General features: G+C 39.1%; 11 protein-coding genes, 2 tRNA genes and 3 rRNA genes. 12 read left to right on the top strand and 4 right to left on the bottom strand.

Annotated elements, in window-relative coordinates; all coding sequences use genetic code 11:
* Positions 1-25: 25 nt before the first annotated feature.
* Positions 26-604 (bottom strand): tRNA-(ms[2]io[6]A)-hydroxylase, encoded by a 579-nt coding sequence (gene miaE, locus EL260_RS00070; protein ID WP_123858276.1) that lies wholly within the window; start codon positions 602-604, stop codon positions 26-28.
* A 196-nt stretch (positions 605-800) separates the two neighbouring features.
* On the opposite strand from miaE, the gene EL260_RS00065 reads away from it, so the two are divergent.
* Positions 801-1,988, top strand: a complete 1,188-nt coding sequence (locus EL260_RS00065; protein WP_123858275.1) for a porin — start codon at positions 801-803, stop codon at positions 1,986-1,988.
* Here the strand turns inward: EL260_RS00065 and EL260_RS00060 are convergent.
* Together EL260_RS00060 and EL260_RS00055 are read right to left on the bottom strand one after the other, a co-directional pair.
* Positions 1,978-3,072: an acyltransferase family protein gene (locus tag EL260_RS00060; RefSeq protein ID WP_123858274.1), complete on the bottom strand. Its 1,095-nt coding sequence runs from the start codon at positions 3,070-3,072 to the stop codon at positions 1,978-1,980. The two genes, EL260_RS00065 and EL260_RS00060, sit on opposite strands and share 11 nt — an antisense overlap.
* 117 nt (positions 3,073-3,189) lie before the next feature.
* Positions 3,190-4,077: a neutral zinc metallopeptidase gene (locus EL260_RS00055; protein WP_123858273.1), complete on the bottom strand. Its 888-nt coding sequence runs from the start codon at positions 4,075-4,077 to the stop codon at positions 3,190-3,192.
* Positions 4,078-4,260: 183 nt separating this feature from the next.
* Between EL260_RS00055 and rplU the strand changes: the two genes are divergently transcribed.
* The 6 genes from rplU (at position 4,261) to EL260_RS25385 (ending at position 6,153) form a co-directional block, all read left to right on the top strand.
* Positions 4,261-4,836 carry a 50S ribosomal protein L21 gene (rplU, locus tag EL260_RS00050; RefSeq protein WP_123858272.1) on the top strand — a complete coding sequence of 192 codons (576 nt, stop codon included), beginning with the start codon at positions 4,261-4,263 and terminating at the stop codon, positions 4,834-4,836.
* A gap of 12 nt (positions 4,837-4,848) precedes the next feature.
* Positions 4,849-5,106: a 50S ribosomal protein L27 gene (gene rpmA, locus EL260_RS00045; RefSeq protein ID WP_123858271.1), complete on the top strand. Its 258-nt coding sequence runs from the start codon at positions 4,849-4,851 to the stop codon at positions 5,104-5,106.
* A 137-nt stretch (positions 5,107-5,243) separates the two neighbouring features.
* Entirely contained in the window at positions 5,244-5,462 is a 219-nt protein-coding gene (locus tag EL260_RS00040) for a bacteriocin-like protein (protein WP_228445616.1), read from the top strand.
* Positions 5,431-5,667, top strand: coding sequence for a bacteriocin-like protein (locus EL260_RS26240; RefSeq protein WP_449506075.1), 237 nt, complete (start codon positions 5,431-5,433; stop codon positions 5,665-5,667). Before EL260_RS00040 ends, EL260_RS26240 begins: the two co-directional genes overlap by 32 nt.
* A 128-nt stretch (positions 5,668-5,795) precedes the next feature.
* Positions 5,796-5,963: a bacteriocin-like protein gene (locus EL260_RS25390; protein WP_164466582.1), complete on the top strand. Its 168-nt coding sequence runs from the start codon at positions 5,796-5,798 to the stop codon at positions 5,961-5,963.
* Between the two features lie 16 nt (positions 5,964-5,979).
* Positions 5,980-6,153 carry a hypothetical protein gene (locus EL260_RS25385; protein ID WP_164466581.1) on the top strand — a complete coding sequence of 58 codons (174 nt, stop codon included), beginning with the start codon at positions 5,980-5,982 and terminating at the stop codon, positions 6,151-6,153.
* Positions 6,154-6,225: 72 nt separating this feature from the next.
* Here the strand turns inward: EL260_RS25385 and EL260_RS00035 are convergent, their stop codons facing one another.
* Complete coding sequence (locus EL260_RS00035) at positions 6,226-8,760, bottom strand: DUF5686 family protein (RefSeq protein ID WP_228445243.1); 2,535 nt, start codon at positions 8,758-8,760, stop codon at positions 6,226-6,228.
* Between the two features lie 1,644 nt (positions 8,761-10,404).
* On the opposite strand from EL260_RS00035, the gene EL260_RS00030 reads away from it, so the two are divergent.
* From EL260_RS00030 to rrf, 5 genes are all read left to right on the top strand, one after another.
* Positions 10,405-11,921, top strand: a 16S ribosomal RNA gene (locus EL260_RS00030).
* Between the two features lie 208 nt (positions 11,922-12,129).
* Positions 12,130-12,203, top strand: a tRNA-Ile gene (locus EL260_RS00025).
* Between the two features lie 87 nt (positions 12,204-12,290).
* A tRNA-Ala gene (locus EL260_RS00020) sits at positions 12,291-12,364 on the top strand.
* A gap of 202 nt (positions 12,365-12,566) precedes the next feature.
* Positions 12,567-15,330 (top strand): 23S ribosomal RNA (locus EL260_RS00015).
* A 144-nt stretch (positions 15,331-15,474) separates the two neighbouring features.
* Positions 15,475-15,582, top strand: a 5S ribosomal RNA gene (gene rrf, locus EL260_RS00010).
* The 16S, 23S and 5S rRNA genes sit together here with 2 tRNA genes alongside, the layout of an rRNA operon.
* Positions 15,583-15,658 lie beyond the last annotated feature (76 nt).

Below are 15,658 nucleotides of genomic sequence, written 5' to 3'. Positions count from 1 at the left end.
CGTTTATTCTTTACTGTTTATATTTTTAACCGTGAATGGTTTCTTTATTTCCGTAGGATTTAATGATATTGGCTTCATATTCTAGCCAGGCTTCCCATCGTTCATTTACCTTTTCAGGATCTCCAAGTTGCCTTGCAAATCCAATGAAAGTGGTATAATGATTGGCTTCAGAGATCATGAGTTCTTTGTAGAAGACTTTAAGTTCTTCGTCTTTGATGTTTTCAGTAAGAACCTTGAACCTTTCACAGCTTCTGGCCTCAATCATGGCTGCAAAAAGCATTTTGTCTACAATAAGATCCTCTCTGCTTCCTTGGATGATAAATTTGGCAAGTTCATTTACATAATCATCCTTTCTGGCTCTTCCAAATTGATACCCGCGCTTTTTAATGATCTCATGAACCTGATTGAAATGATCAAGTTCTTCTTGGGCAATGGCAAGAAGTTCTGTAACAATCTCCGGATATTCAGGAAGCATTGTGATTAGACCAATGGCATTGGTCGCCGCTTTTTGTTCGCACCATGCATGATCCGTTAAAATTTCTTCGATGTTTCCTTCTGCAATGTTTGCCCACCTTGGATCGGTTGGGAGTTTCAACTTAAACATGTTTTAAATTTTTGTAAATTTAAAACAAATTAGGCATATTCAGTACTTTTGATGAGGTAGAATTTATATTCTGTTAGGTTTTGTTTAACGAGGCGCTTGTTTTATGCCGTATTTATAAATGGCAAAGCTCTTGGATTATTATTTTTTTCTTAAATTTCTATCTAGTAACGAAACTAATAATCAGATAATCATTCGAATGAATATAAGGAGACCGTTCTGTTTGTCAATAGGGTATTTATTGCTTTTTATAGGTATAGGAAAGATACAGGCACAAGAGACAAAAGATTCACTGGAAATTGTAGTAAAGCCTTATGCGAGTCTTCGTGGACATTTAGCGGTATATGATCATAAACTGGAACTTCAGGAAAATGCCTCTAGAATTGGATTGGAAGTGAATATTAAAAAACATGACTTTGGGCTTATTGCTGGTGGCGAAATTCAGTTAAATATGTTTAAAGGGGGAACTTCTTTTAATGTAGATGGAAATTTGTCAGGAGGTTTTTTCAATGTAGAGTCTGCCCAGAAACAACAGGTTTTTGGTAACCGTCTCGGGTATTTAGGATTAGATTTCGGAAAATTCGGAACCCTTACCATCGGAAAGCAATGGAGTGTTTATCGTGATGTTACTGCTTATACAGACCGTTTTAATGTTTTTGGAGCACGGGCATCCGCAACATTTATCGGAGGAACAGATGGTGGAGAAACAGGAACCGGGCGCGCAGATCAGGCAGTTATTTATCGAAATCATTTCGGCCCATTCTATATTGGTGGGCAGATTCAGGCCAGAGGGGGAAATAATGCTAAGTTTATTGATGGATTCGGAGCTTCTCTTCAATATGAGATAAAAGAAGGTTTTTTTGCAGGAGCTGCTTATAACAGAGCTTTACTTAGTGACGATCTTGTCAATGCCGGAAGAATTATTGGGCTAACTGGGCAACCTACTTATTTTTCTTTAGGAACTAAATATATTGGACCCATCATCGATTTTAGTATTGTTGGAGTAGTACAGAAAAATGGAGATTTTTCTCAAGGTTCTTACCTAGACCCTGCGATGGGATCATTACCTCTTACAACCGTTTTCAATGCCAAAGGAGTAGAAGTCTTCGGGAAATATAAATTCCAGAAGTTCTCTGTTTTAGTAGGATATAATCTTTACGTTCCGGATCTAAAGGATATATCAGAACAATATCACCTGGATCCCGGATTCAAAAAGAATGATATAATTGTAGGACTTTCCTATTCTCCCTTCAGATTTGCTCAAATTTATAGCGAACAAAGACTTTCTATGGGAAAAACAGCAGCAGGAGAAAGAGAAAAAAGTGTTTTCACCTTAGGTCTCAGAATTGATCTCTCAGGAAACTTTAGTAAGAAAATTAGTCTTTAACCGCTGTTTTCTTTCTTAAAAACTCAAGAATATTCCATCCCAATGCATCTACTTTTTTCAAACCTGCAGAAATAACGAATGCTAGAATAATATTAATGACATAAATGGTAACCATTAAAAGCCACCACGACATATTTTCTTTCAGAGGAACCACCAGAAAATAAACTAAGGATGAGCTTATCCCCTGTGCAAAATAGAAGAAGATAGCATTTTTACCTATATAAGTGATGAGATTTTCTTTAGTGACTTTTAATCTGTTATAAAGAACGAATAAGGTAACTAATGAAAACTGGGCCCAAATAATATAAGGAATCTGTGGCGGAAATTTATTCTTATTGATCTTATAGAAAATTTCATTTCCGTAATACCAGAACATCCATATTAAAGCTACTGCTACAAGGGTATATAGAACAGGAACAATTTTAGTGGGAATCTTTTTTCCACGCATTCTGTTTCCAATTAAGAATACTGTCATATAAAAGGCTACATAGCCCACTTGCCCTGTTGGGTAATACTCCGGGAAGATGTTGAATAATAAAGTGAGGCCTATACAAAGCCCAATGAACCAATTGATATGCCTTGGGAAAAATCTTAAGATTAATACTCCTAAAACAGTAAGAATATAATAGACTTTAAGATACCAAAAGCTTCCCATTACTACGGGGAAAGTATCAGCATTGGTATATTGATGAAGATACCAGTTGCCCAGGTTCTGCCATTGAGGGATGGTTGAAATACTGGTTGTGGAATATTTTGATCCAAATGTTGAATAAAAACTCTGCAGCCACTGCAGAGAAAAGAATGAAAGGCCAAATACTTTAAAGAAATAATCCAAAAAGAACAGAAAAGTCACAAAGATCATATAAGTGATCTGTAATTTGAGCAGTCTATAGAACGTTTTCTCAATATTAGTTCCTGAAGTGATTCCGCTTAATGCATAAAATAAAGCGACATCAAAAACAAGGGAAAAGACCCTTACTTCTGCAGGAATATAAAACTGCCCCGACCAGAAAGCTGTATGGATAAAGATAATGGATAGGGTAGCCAATCCTTTGGCGAAGTCAATATAGAGATCTCTGTTCATTATGATAGATATGGGGTCAAAAGTAAATAAACTTCTGTTATTTTTCAAATCAAATAAAAAGAGGCAGAACCTGATGGTCTGCCTCCTTTCTTAAATATGCTAAAAATGAATGTTTCTTTATTGAAGATGCTTAAATTCTTCCGCTGAAATTTCTCCGGACTGAATTTTTCTTAATTCATCTATATATTGGCTCATATAGGCATCAATTTCTGGGTTTACCTTGTTTTTAGCCATTTTGTAAGTTCCATTAAGAACTCCCTGATAATAATAGAAGAAATTGTAATCAAAGTTGGATGCATTAAGGTCATACTGTCCTAAAAGGAAACCTAAACGGACAGCTGATCTTCTCTGTGCAGGAGTACCATGGTGCCCCGGACTATTGGTTTGATAATCTCCAATGCTTTGAGCAAATTCGTAAGCAGCGGCAATTTCAGAGAAATTTGTTTTGTTATAACCATTTGGTCTTCTTAGGTAATATCCTGCGAAACCGTCAGCTTCAAGTTCATTAGGTCTTGCCGTATTTTCATTAACTGAAGGAAGTCCAAAGATATACTGTAGCTGATGTCCATACTCATGAGCAAGAATCATCGCATTGACAATATCACCGCCTTTTGCTTTTGCATCATAATAGATGGCGTATCCATAATAGATCTTTCCTGTAGAATAGGAAATTGCATTGTACGTTGAATTGAAATTGGATGCATCGTTCACAAAACGCAGAGTAGGATTGCTTCTTCCCCATAAACTTGCAATTTTAGTCATTTGAGCATTCATAAAATTGGTGTCTGTGGCATTCTGAAGTCCGGTCATTAAAACAGAGTTAGCACTCCAATTATTGTCTACATAAGAACAATTTTTTTCAACGGCTCCGGGTTGTTCAATTTTTGCACTAAGGCTTTCCTGTTGAGGAAGAACTGTCTCTTCCATTTTGTCATCACTACATGCTGTCAGGAATGATGCAGCAATAGCACCTGCTAGAAAGCAGAGGTTAAAGTTTCTTTTCATATAATTATTTAGTTGGTAAAACGAAGGTAAGAAATTATCTTTTATGTATGAGCACTTTAGTAATAAAAATTATTCAAAACATAGTGAATATATTTTTTCAATAAAAAACATTGCTTTGATTGTAAGGTGATTAGAAATTAATTTGTATATTTGCACCTCGAAATAACTAAAAATTTATAAACAATGTTTGCAATTGTAGAAATAGCAGGGCTTCAATACAAAGTTGAGCAAGACCAGAAGTTGTTTGTGAACCGTTTAAAAGGAGATAAAGGAGGAAAAGTTTCTTTCGATAAAGTTCTTCTTACTGTAAACGGAGCAATCACTGTAGGCGCCCCAGCTGTAAGCGGAATCACTGTGGAAGCAGAGATCCTAGACCACGTAAAAGCTGATAAAGTAATCGTTTTCAAAAAGAAAAGAAGAAAAGGTTACAAAGTTAAAAATGGTCACAGACAATCTTTAACTCAAATCATAATCACTGGTATTACAGGATTTGAAGGCGGAGCTAAAAAAGCAGCTAAAAAAGAAACTGTAAAGTCTGAAGTTCTTTCTGACAACGCAACTGTTAACTTTAGTGAAGATCACGAGTTGAACTATCACTTAAAGAAAAACAACTTGTCTCAGTCTAAAGAGAACAGAGAAACTTTAATTACTTTAGGTAAAGCAGTTAAAGTTGAATTAGAAAAGAAGATCCTTACTCATGAAGAAGTAGATGCTGCTATCATTAAGAATATTGATCAATTTAAAGCACTTAACAAATAATCCAGTAATAAAATGGCACACAAGAAAGGAGTCGGTAGTTCCAAGAACGGTAGAGAGTCTCACTCTAAAAGATTAGGGGTGAAGATTTTCGGAGGACAAGCTGCTATTGCAGGAAACATCCTTGTTAGACAAAGAGGTACTCAGCACCACCCAGGTGATAACGTGGGAATCGGTAAAGATCACACTTTGTTTGCATTAGTAGATGGTAAAGTAGTTTTCAGAAAGAAAGCAAACAACAGATCTTTCGTATCTGTAGAACCAAACGCGTAATTGTAAGCGTTTTATAAAAATTAAAGCCTCAGCATTTTGCTGAGGCTTTTTTTGTTTTCTTATCTAAAAGTTAATTTTATTATAAATAATCTACAGATGGTGAAATATTTATATATTTGCTGCATCTCAAATAACAAATCAGATGCGGAAGCCGAAAAGCTTATAGAGTAGGCAACAAATTAAAACTAAATACTATGAAAAATTTAAAAAAATTATCAAAAAGACAGCTGAAGACAATTGCTGGTGGTGAGACATGTCCAATTCCAGCTTCATGGTGCAGCGAATGGTGTGGTTGGAGTGCATGGCAAAAAGCTCATTGTGCCAATGCGGTTATTGATATGCCTTGCGACTGCTAGTCTATTTCATACAAACAGTCAAAAAATTGACATAGAATCTATGAAGAATTTAAAAAGACTTACAAAGAAGAGCCTGAAAAATATTAACGGAGGTTCAGAATATTGCCCTCCTGTAACAGATGATTGTTTCAATTGTTGCAGATGGGCACCACGGCAGAGGCAACGTTGTTTACTTGAAGTGCTATGTATGCCTTGCGATGAATAAATAAAAATAAAGCTGGAAGCATTGTTTCTGAAAAGCAGTGTTTTTAAATTTATCTGCTTCAGCAAATTCTAGAGGAGCTCTAGAAAAAAAATATATATAGAATAGACAATTAATTAAAACTAGATACTATGAAAAATCTGAAAAAATTAACAAAAAAGAATCTGAAAGAAATTAATGGTGGAGCCGGAAATTGCCCTCCTGTAGCAAGTTCTTGTAATGCGTGGTGCCGTTGGACTGCATGGCAGAAGTTACATTGCCCAAGTAATATCTTTGAAGAGCCTTGTGAGTGTATCTAATATAAACTATGCAGGCATGAGAAATTATAAAAAAATTACCAAGAAGCAATTGAAATCAATCATTGCAGGAAATGACTATATGTGTCCTGATTTTTTGGCAACAACATGTGCTCAATGGTGTGGGCTTACTCCTTGGCAGCAGCAATACTGCCCAAATGCAGTAGAAGAAATTATGCCTTGCCAGTGTTAATTTTTAAAGAATAATAAAGTAAATCGGGCGGCTTCGAAGAAGCCGCCCGATTCTTTATATCATATTATTTACTTAGAATCCTACCTGAATTCCGGCCTTAACGCCAAACTTTGAAATATCAGGTCTGTCAAGATAATTTCCTCTCCAGTTAAAATCTACTCTGAATAATCTTAAGTTTCCAATACCAATGTTTTCAATACCAAATCCATATTCATAGTAAATATGTTCACTTGGAGCAGAGTATTTAAAACCTTCCACATTAATTGCTTTGGATGCATCGCTCAAAGTCCCGTAAGCTGCTCGTATAAAAGCTACTTCTCTAAACTTTAGCTTTTTGATTAAAGGAATATAAGACAATATTTTACCATTAAAATGGTGTTCCAAATGAAGAGTCGTATAAGCATCGGCTACAAATTCATAATAATTAAGCTGTGAGAACGTATTCGGAACCAAACCATAAGAAAGGTTAGCGGGAATAATATTCTGTAAAGCCAAAGGAACTGTATTGAAATTTTTTCCGGCTTCAAAACTCACAACAGTTTTCCCTAATGTTCCGATCAAAAACGGTTTGTAGAACATAAACTGCAGCTTATCATAGTTGAAATCAGCATTGAATAAACCTTCAATACCTCTTGTGTACCTTAGTACAATAGTAGGAGCCAGGTTTCTCGCCTGATACCTGTCAATTCCGGTTTGGGAAAATCTTGCACCCGGTTTAGCGATCAAACTAATGGTAACATGAGAATCATTTACTGTTTTTCTTAGTTGACCATCCGGCTGATAATACATAAGGTTAAATTTTTCCGGAATGGCAGACTTTATACTTTGCATAACTCCATCAACTCTTATCTGTATGTTTTTCCAGGGTTCAATAGCAGCAAAAACACTTGTCTGATTTACAGAACTTAAAGAAATATTCTCTCCTCTCGCAAAAAACGTACTTGAAGATAAAGAGCGTGATGCCACTCCATCACCAGATGTAAGCTGTCCTCCTAGCTGAACAATGTCTCTGCTGGTTCCGGCTCCAATCATAAATCGATTAAGCCTGTTGAACATATATCGTGCTTCAGCTCCATATTTTACCTGATGGTCTTTAAATCCGTAAGCAGTATAGAATTGAACTCTCCAAGGGTCATTCAAACCAAAATAAGATCTTGCCCCGATTCTGATTCTGTCTCCTTCCACTTCATTTCTTCCATATATAGAGAAAATAGGTCCGAAGTCCACTCCTTTAAAAGCATTATAATAACGAGAACCAAGAGTTTCAAACAATTTTACCATACGATTGAACTTAGGCGTTTGTTGTAATTGATCCAACATTTTATATACACCCTGTTCAGATTTAGATAAAGTATCAGGCCTTGCCTTTGTCCAATAAGTCTCGTCTTTATCCGTGAACTTGTCCTCATATTCTTCTTCTTTTCGCTTGAAAACTTTCGGATCAAGAGGAATATTGAATTCATAGTTAGAATAATCAACCGATTTTCTGGCAATAATACTCTTAGATCCTTTCTTCTTTGAAAAAGGACTCATCTCAACCTCCGTAACCAATTTCTTAGGAAGGAATGTTGTTTCATCCGGATTATCATATTCCAGTTGAGTATAAACGCTATTGACAAAATTAACATTGATTTTTTGTGTTGATCTTAAAGTCGCTCCCAGAACAGCATAAGTATCTGTATCTATATAAAGATTTCCCTGAAATGCCAGCACATCCTTACGCTTAGGCTGATATCTTATTTGAAAAGCCTTTTCTCCATGAATAGAAATGGTATCTACAAGATTATAATCATAAGTTCCGAATCCATCTGTTCCTGCCGGACTCTGAAATCCAATATCAAAGTAATTTAAAATATTATCATAAATATTGATATCCCTGTAAAGGTTCTTTGCAGAAACAGTAATGACCTGATTATCTTGAAATCCTGAGGTTTTTTGAGCAACCAAAGTTCTTTTACTGTCTTTGTCTGGTTTATTCTTACCATAGTTTTCATAAACAGCCTCATTTAGGAATATAGGAAGACCAAGTCTTCCACTGGCAGTAGAATCTGCGTAATCAAAAATAAAATCCAGTTTATTGAAGATTTTCTTCTTCATAAAGGCGCTGTCTATATTATTAAGGTCAAATTGAGTCTTTTCATATTCTTTGTAAAAATAAGTATCAAACTTTTCCAGACCATTATTTCTTTTTTGAGCCCAAACTTTTTGCATAATAGCATAAGCCGGGTTTTCCTTTTTGTTTTTGTATTTGGGTTTTCCAGCCTGGATCACCACTTCCTGGATATTGCTTACCTTGGCCTGAGAAAGCTGAACAAAAATGTTCTCCGCATTTTCAGGAGTAACGTCAATGGTTTCTATAGTATAGTTCTTTTTGGCAAATCTTAACCTTTGAATAATACTGTCAGACTGAACACTGAAACTTCCGGAAGTTGTTGTAAGGATTGGAGCCTTGCTATCGTTAATAAAAATATCAACTTTGTTTACCTCTTTATTGTTTTTGGTATCAACAATCTTTCCGCTGGCCCTGTTTTGAGCATATGCGAAGCTGGTAATGGTCAGGAAAAAAAATAAAAAATAGTGTTTTTTGGAGTTGTTGTTTAACATCATTCGTTTCTTCAGGCAATTAGCACAAACAAAAAGTATGCAGTTTTTTAAAAAATATATAAAAAAATAAAATGTTCTTACATTTCTATGTAAAACGGCAAATTTAACAAAAATAGTACTATTATTTGAGAAAAAATTATTTCTATGTTTATTGTCTTAAGAGATAAGGATCAATTGATTAATGACAACGTAAAAAGTCACTGTATTTATGACTTATATCCACTGAAATTCTCGTTTTTAAGATATAATAGATTAAAAAATCTTTAACGACTCCAGCAAAAAAATGAATTTTTTCAAATTTGATCTTGCTTTTAATTATCCTAATCAATTAAAATTATTCCATAAAATTTTTCAGGAGCTATTTCCCGCTATCCACTCCTACTCCTCACGCCTTTACCCTCCAACGCTCACGCCCTCTACCTTTCCAAACCCTGTTGCGGGGTAACCGTTACTATCGGGGCTAGGGTAGTGGACATATATTATAAATAATGAGTAATAAGTAATAGAGGATGTTTTTTATAAAAACCTGTCTTCTTATATAAGTATACATTAATATCGCCTGAAGTCTTTGCCATTGGTGATGTTTAATCTTCTATTCCGGTAAGGACTCTCAAAAAAGCTACCTATTCCTTTAAGAAGATCGAGTGGCTCTTTCAATTAGATATACCAGAAAGCTATTCACAATACAACCAGCACTATCATCTGTGAAAATCCGTGTCATCTGTGGGAAATAAAAAAAACACTGCGTTTTTTCATAAAACAATCTTAGAGAATAATTATCATATCCTTCAGTCTCTTTATTTATCTATTTCCTCCGCACCATTCTTATCATCCTGTAAGGATCTCAACAGCGCATTATCAAAATAAACCTCTATCTATAATATCCAACGTACAGATTTTCATCAATAGGAGCCCACTCAAATAAATTAAGCACCTTTCCATTGGCTTTAGCCCAAACCTATTTTAAAATAATTCTGAAAACTTACCCCATGTATTATATATAATATATACCTTCCATTACTTATTACTTATCATTATATAGATGGTATATCATATAGAAACACACCCATTTCTCCCCAACTCTCATACCCTCGAACTCTTTCCTTCCAATCCCCAAACAAATGTTTAAAATTTTTCTCTCATAGTACCAGCGCTTTAAGAGTAAAATATTACCCGAATATGAATTTTATGTTAAATAAACTTGCGGGTAATGGATGAAGTTTCTATCTTTGCCCCACTGAAAAACGAAAGGGATTCGGTAAGCGCAGAGGAGCTTTTAGATAAGCATAAACATTATATTCTACGAGAGACAGGCGAAAAAAAAACTTTTAATTTTTAGGATTTAAAAGTTGCGAGTTAAAATAAAGTTTGTATCTTTGCAGTCCCAATTAAGGGAGCGCAGGAGTAGAGAGATTGAGGGTTAGGAAAGAGATTAAGGTTACTTAAAAAAACTTTAAAATTTTCTTTCGAAACATTTGGTCAGATGAAAATAAAGTTTTACTTTTGCACTCGCAAATACGGAGCGACACTGACAGAGAGATTGCTTCGTTAAAAAGCGAAAGATATAAAGATCATTGACATACAATATAACAACCAAGTAAGGAAAAACTAAAGCGTTAAAAAACTTTGAGTGAGTCAGACAAACATACAATGGAGAGTTTGATCCTGGCTCAGGATGAACGCTAGCGGGAGGCCTAACACATGCAAGCCGAGCGGTAGAGGTCTTTCGGGATCTTGAGAGCGGCGTACGGGTGCGGAACACGTGTGCAACCTGCCTTTATCTGGGGGATAGCCTTTCGAAAGGAAGATTAATACCCCATAATATGTTGAATGGCATCATTCGATATTGAAAACTCCGGTGGATAGAGATGGGCACGCGCAAGATTAGATAGTTGGTGAGGTAACGGCTCACCAAGTCTGCGATCTTTAGGGGGCCTGAGAGGGTGATCCCCCACACTGGTACTGAGACACGGACCAGACTCCTACGGGAGGCAGCAGTGAGGAATATTGGACAATGGGTGAGAGCCTGATCCAGCCATCCCGCGTGAAGGACGACGGCCCTATGGGTTGTAAACTTCTTTTGTATAGGGATAAACCTAGATACGTGTATCTAGCTGAAGGTACTATACGAATAAGCACCGGCTAACTCCGTGCCAGCAGCCGCGGTAATACGGAGGGTGCAAGCGTTATCCGGATTTATTGGGTTTAAAGGGTCCGTAGGCGGATGTGTAAGTCAGTGGTGAAATCTCACAGCTTAACTGTGAAACTGCCATTGATACTGCATGTCTTGAGTGTTGTTGAAGTAGCTGGAATAAGTAGTGTAGCGGTGAAATGCATAGATATTACTTAGAACACCAATTGCGAAGGCAGGTTACTAAGCAACAACTGACGCTGATGGACGAAAGCGTGGGGAGCGAACAGGATTAGATACCCTGGTAGTCCACGCCGTAAACGATGCTAACTCGTTTTTGGGTTTTCGGATTCAGAGACTAAGCGAAAGTGATAAGTTAGCCACCTGGGGAGTACGTTCGCAAGAATGAAACTCAAAGGAATTGACGGGGGCCCGCACAAGCGGTGGATTATGTGGTTTAATTCGATGATACGCGAGGAACCTTACCAAGGCTTAAATGGGAAATGACAGGTTTAGAAATAGACTTTTCTTCGGACATTTTTCAAGGTGCTGCATGGTTGTCGTCAGCTCGTGCCGTGAGGTGTTAGGTTAAGTCCTGCAACGAGCGCAACCCCTGTCACTAGTTGCCATCATTAAGTTGGGGACTCTAGTGAGACTGCCTACGCAAGTAGAGAGGAAGGTGGGGATGACGTCAAATCATCACGGCCCTTACGCCTTGGGCCACACACGTAATACAATGGCCAGTACAGAGGGCAGCTACACAGCGATGTGATGCAAATCTCGAAAGCTGGTCTCAGTTCGGATTGGAGTCTGCAACTCGACTCTATGAAGCTGGAATCGCTAGTAATCGCGCATCAGCCATGGCGCGGTGAATACGTTCCCGGGCCTTGTACACACCGCCCGTCAAGCCATGGAAGTCTGGGGTACCTGAAGTCGGTGACCGTAACAGGAGCTGCCTAGGGTAAAACAGGTAACTAGGGCTAAGTCGTAACAAGGTAGCCGTACCGGAAGGTGCGGCTGGAACATCTCATTTTAGAGCGTCTTTTAGACGATAAACAAAATTAGTATCTTCGGATACAAGTACTTATTCAAAGTAAAGCTTTAGTTTTTTGTTTGGTTGATTATATTAAAAATACAAAACCCACTAGAAATTAGTAAAGGGATTGAGAGAGACAAGGATGAAGATAGGATGGTCAGTTAAATCTGATATCTGTTATCTGAAATCTGTTAGTCTAACAGACAGTCTCGTAGCTCAGCTGGTTAGAGCGCTACACTGATAATGTAGAGGTCGGCAGTTCGAGCCTGCCCGAGACTACTAATTAAAAAGACGGGAAGATATAAGACATCAGATGTCAGACAATAAAGTCTGTAATCTGAGATCTAAAATCTGAAGTCTACTAGAGGGGAATTAGCTCAGCTGGCTAGAGCGCCTGCCTTGCACGCAGGAGGTCAAGGGTTCGACTCCCTTATTCTCCACAGTTTTGGAAGACTGATTTAAAAGTTACGGATAGAGCCAAAAACAATATTCGTTCATCAGTTGGACAAGAAGAATTTAAGATCATTGACATTAACGGTAAAGACATCACAAAGAGATAACCGAGCACTTTCGAGTGCCGAGTTTATAAAAATATCGATAAATTTAATTTATCAAAAAATACTGAACTAATTTAATATTAGGAAAGAAATCGTTAAGGGCGTATGGCGGATGCCTAGGCTTTCAGAGGCGAAGAAGGACGTGGTAAGCTGCGAAAAGCTGCGGGGATTGGCACACACGAATTGATCCGCAGATGTCCGAATGGGGCAACCCGTCTGGTTGAAGACCAGTCACTCTAAATTTATTTAGAGAGCAAACCCGGAGAACTGAAACATCTAAGTACCCGGAGGAAAAGAAATCGAAGAGATTCCGTAAGTAGTGGCGAGCGAAAGCGGATTAGCCCAAAAGCTAATTTATGTTTAATAGAATGTTCTGGAAAGAACGGCCGTAGAGGGTGATAGCCCCGTATATGAAAGGCATATTTAAGTGATAAATGAGTAGGGCGGGACACGTGAAATCCTGTCTGAATATGGGGGGACCATCCTCCAAGGCTAAATACTCCTGAAAGACCGATAGTGAACAAGTACTGTGAAGGAAAGGTGAAAAGCACTTCGAATAGAAGGGTGAAATAGAACCTGAAACCGTACGCCTACAAGCGGTCGGAGCAGCATTAAGCTGTGACGGCGTGCCTTTTGCATAATGAGCCTACGAGTTAATTTTACTAGCGAGGTTAAGGACTTCAGGTCCGGAGCCGGAGCGAAAGCGAGTCTGAATAGGGCGGATAGTTAGTAGGATTAGACGCGAAACCTTGTGATCTACCCATGGGCAGGTTGAAGCTCTGGTAACACAGAGTGGAGGACCGAACCGGTTGACGTTGAAAAGTCTTCGGATGACCTGTGGGTAGGGGTGAAAGGCCAATCAAACTGGGAGATAGCTCGTACTCTCCGAAATGCATTTAGGTGCAGCGTCGTATATAAGTTTATTAGAGGTAGAGCTACTGATTGGATGCGGGGGTTTCATCGCCTACCAATTCCTGACAAACTCCGAATGCTAATAAATGTTCTACGGCAGTGAGGGCATGGGTGCTAAGGTCCATGTCCGAGAGGGAAAGAACCCAGACCAACAGCTAAGGTCCCAAAATATATGTTAAGTTGAAGCAACGCGGTTGGACTGCATTGACAGCTAGGATGTTGGCTTGGAAGCAGCCATTCATTTAAAGAGTGCGTAACAGCTCACTAGTCGAGCGGTCCGGCATGGATAATAATCGGGCATAAACATATTACCGAAGCTATGGATTTGTATTTTAGATACATCTGGTAGGAGAGCATTCTATTTGCGCCGAAGCAGTACTGTGAGGTATTGTGGAGCGGATAGAAAAGAAAATGTAGGCATAAGTAACGATAAAGCGGGCGAGAAACCCGCTCACCGAAAGACTAAGGTTTCCTCAGCCATGCTAATCAGCTGAGGGTTAGTCGGGACCTAACGCGAACCCGAACGGGGAAGTGGATGGACAATGGGTTAATATTCCCATACTTGCTCACACTAAAAAGGGGACGGAGTGCCGTACTTACTGGAGACTGACGGAATAGTCAAGGCCTAGCCTTCGGGCGAAGCTGCTGTAGGGAAAGTGCTTCCAAGAAAAGCCGAAGTGAAGCAACCCGTACCAAAACCGACACAGGTAGTCGAGGAGAGAATCCTAAGGTGCTAGAGTGAATCATGGTTAAGGAACTAGGCAAAATAGTCTCGTAACTTCGGGAGAAGAGACGCCATCAGCAATGGTGGCCGCAGTAAAGAGGCCCAGGCGACTGTTTATCAAAAACACAGGACTCTGCAAAATCGAAAGATGCAGTATAGGGTCTGACACCTGCCCGGTGCTGGAAGGTTAAGGAAGGTGCTTAGGGTTAAACCGAAGGCATTGACTGAAGCCCCAGTAAACGGCGGCCGTAACTATAACGGTCCTAAGGTAGCGAAATTCCTTGTCGGGTAAGTTCCGACCTGCACGAATGGTGTAACGATCTGGGCACTGTCTCAACCATGAGCTCTGTGAAATTGTAGTATCGGTGAAGATGCCGATTACCCGCAATGGGACGAAAAGACCCTGTGAACCTTTACTATAACTTCGTATTGACTTTGAGTAAGTAATGTGTAGGATAGGTGGGAGGCTATGAAGTGGGCACGCTAGTGTCTGTGGAGCCGACGTTGAAATACCACCCTTTACTTACTTGGAGCCTAACTTCTTTTAGAAGGACATTGCGTGGTGGGTAGTTTGACTGGGGTGGTCGCCTCCAAAAGAGTAACGGAGGCTTTCAAAGGTACCCTCAGCACGCTTGGTAACCGTGCGTAGAGTGTAATGGCATAAGGGTGCTTGACTGTGAGACCAACAAGTCGATCAGGTGCGAAAGCAGGACATAGTGATCCGGTGGTTCCGTATGGAAGGGCCATCGCTCATAGGATAAAAGGTACTCCGGGGATAACAGGCTAGTCTCCCCCAAGAGCTCACATCGACGGGGAGGTTCGGCACCTCGATGTCGGCTCGTCACATCCTGGGGCTGGAGAAGGTCCCAAGGGTTGGGCTGTTCGCCCATTAAAGTGGCACGCGAGCTGGGTTCAGAACGTCGTGAGACAGTTCGGTCTCTATCTATTGCGGGCGTTAGATGTTTGAGAGGGCTTGATTCTAGTACGAGAGGACCGAATTGAACAAACCTCTGGTGTATCAGTTGTACCGCCAGGTGCACTGCTGAGTAGCTACGTTTGGAAGAGATAAGCACTGAAAGCATATAAGTGCGAAACTCGCCTCAAGATGAGACATCTTTTAAGGGTCGTGGGAGATGACCACGTTGATAGGCTATAGGTGTAAAGACAGTAATGTCATAGCCGAGTAGTACTAATTACCCGTAGATTTATAGCCTGATATGGCGCACGAAAGTGCAGCAAGGTTAGCTCTTTGTGAAAGTTTTTATCGATTAAAACAGATGTCAGATATAAGACATCAGATAACAGACTTAAAGTCTGAGATCTGAAATCTATCCTCTGATATCTTATATAAAGCCTTTAGGGTGGTTTTAGCGGTGGGGCTCACCTGTTCCCATTCCGAACACAGAAGTTAAGCCCACCAGCGCCGATGGTACTGCTAACGCGGGAGAGTAGGCCGCCGCCAGTTTTTATTTTATTTTTAAAAGTCTCATACAGTAATGTATGAGACTTTTTTTTGTTATATACTCAAATCCAAAACACAA

Origin of the sequence: Chryseobacterium nakagawai (assembly GCF_900637665.1) — a bacterium.
Classification (GTDB): Bacteria; Bacteroidota; Bacteroidia; order Flavobacteriales; family Weeksellaceae; genus Chryseobacterium; species Chryseobacterium nakagawai.
The sequence above is the reverse complement of the archived record's forward strand: the minus strand, read 5'-3'. Positions and strand labels throughout refer to the sequence as shown.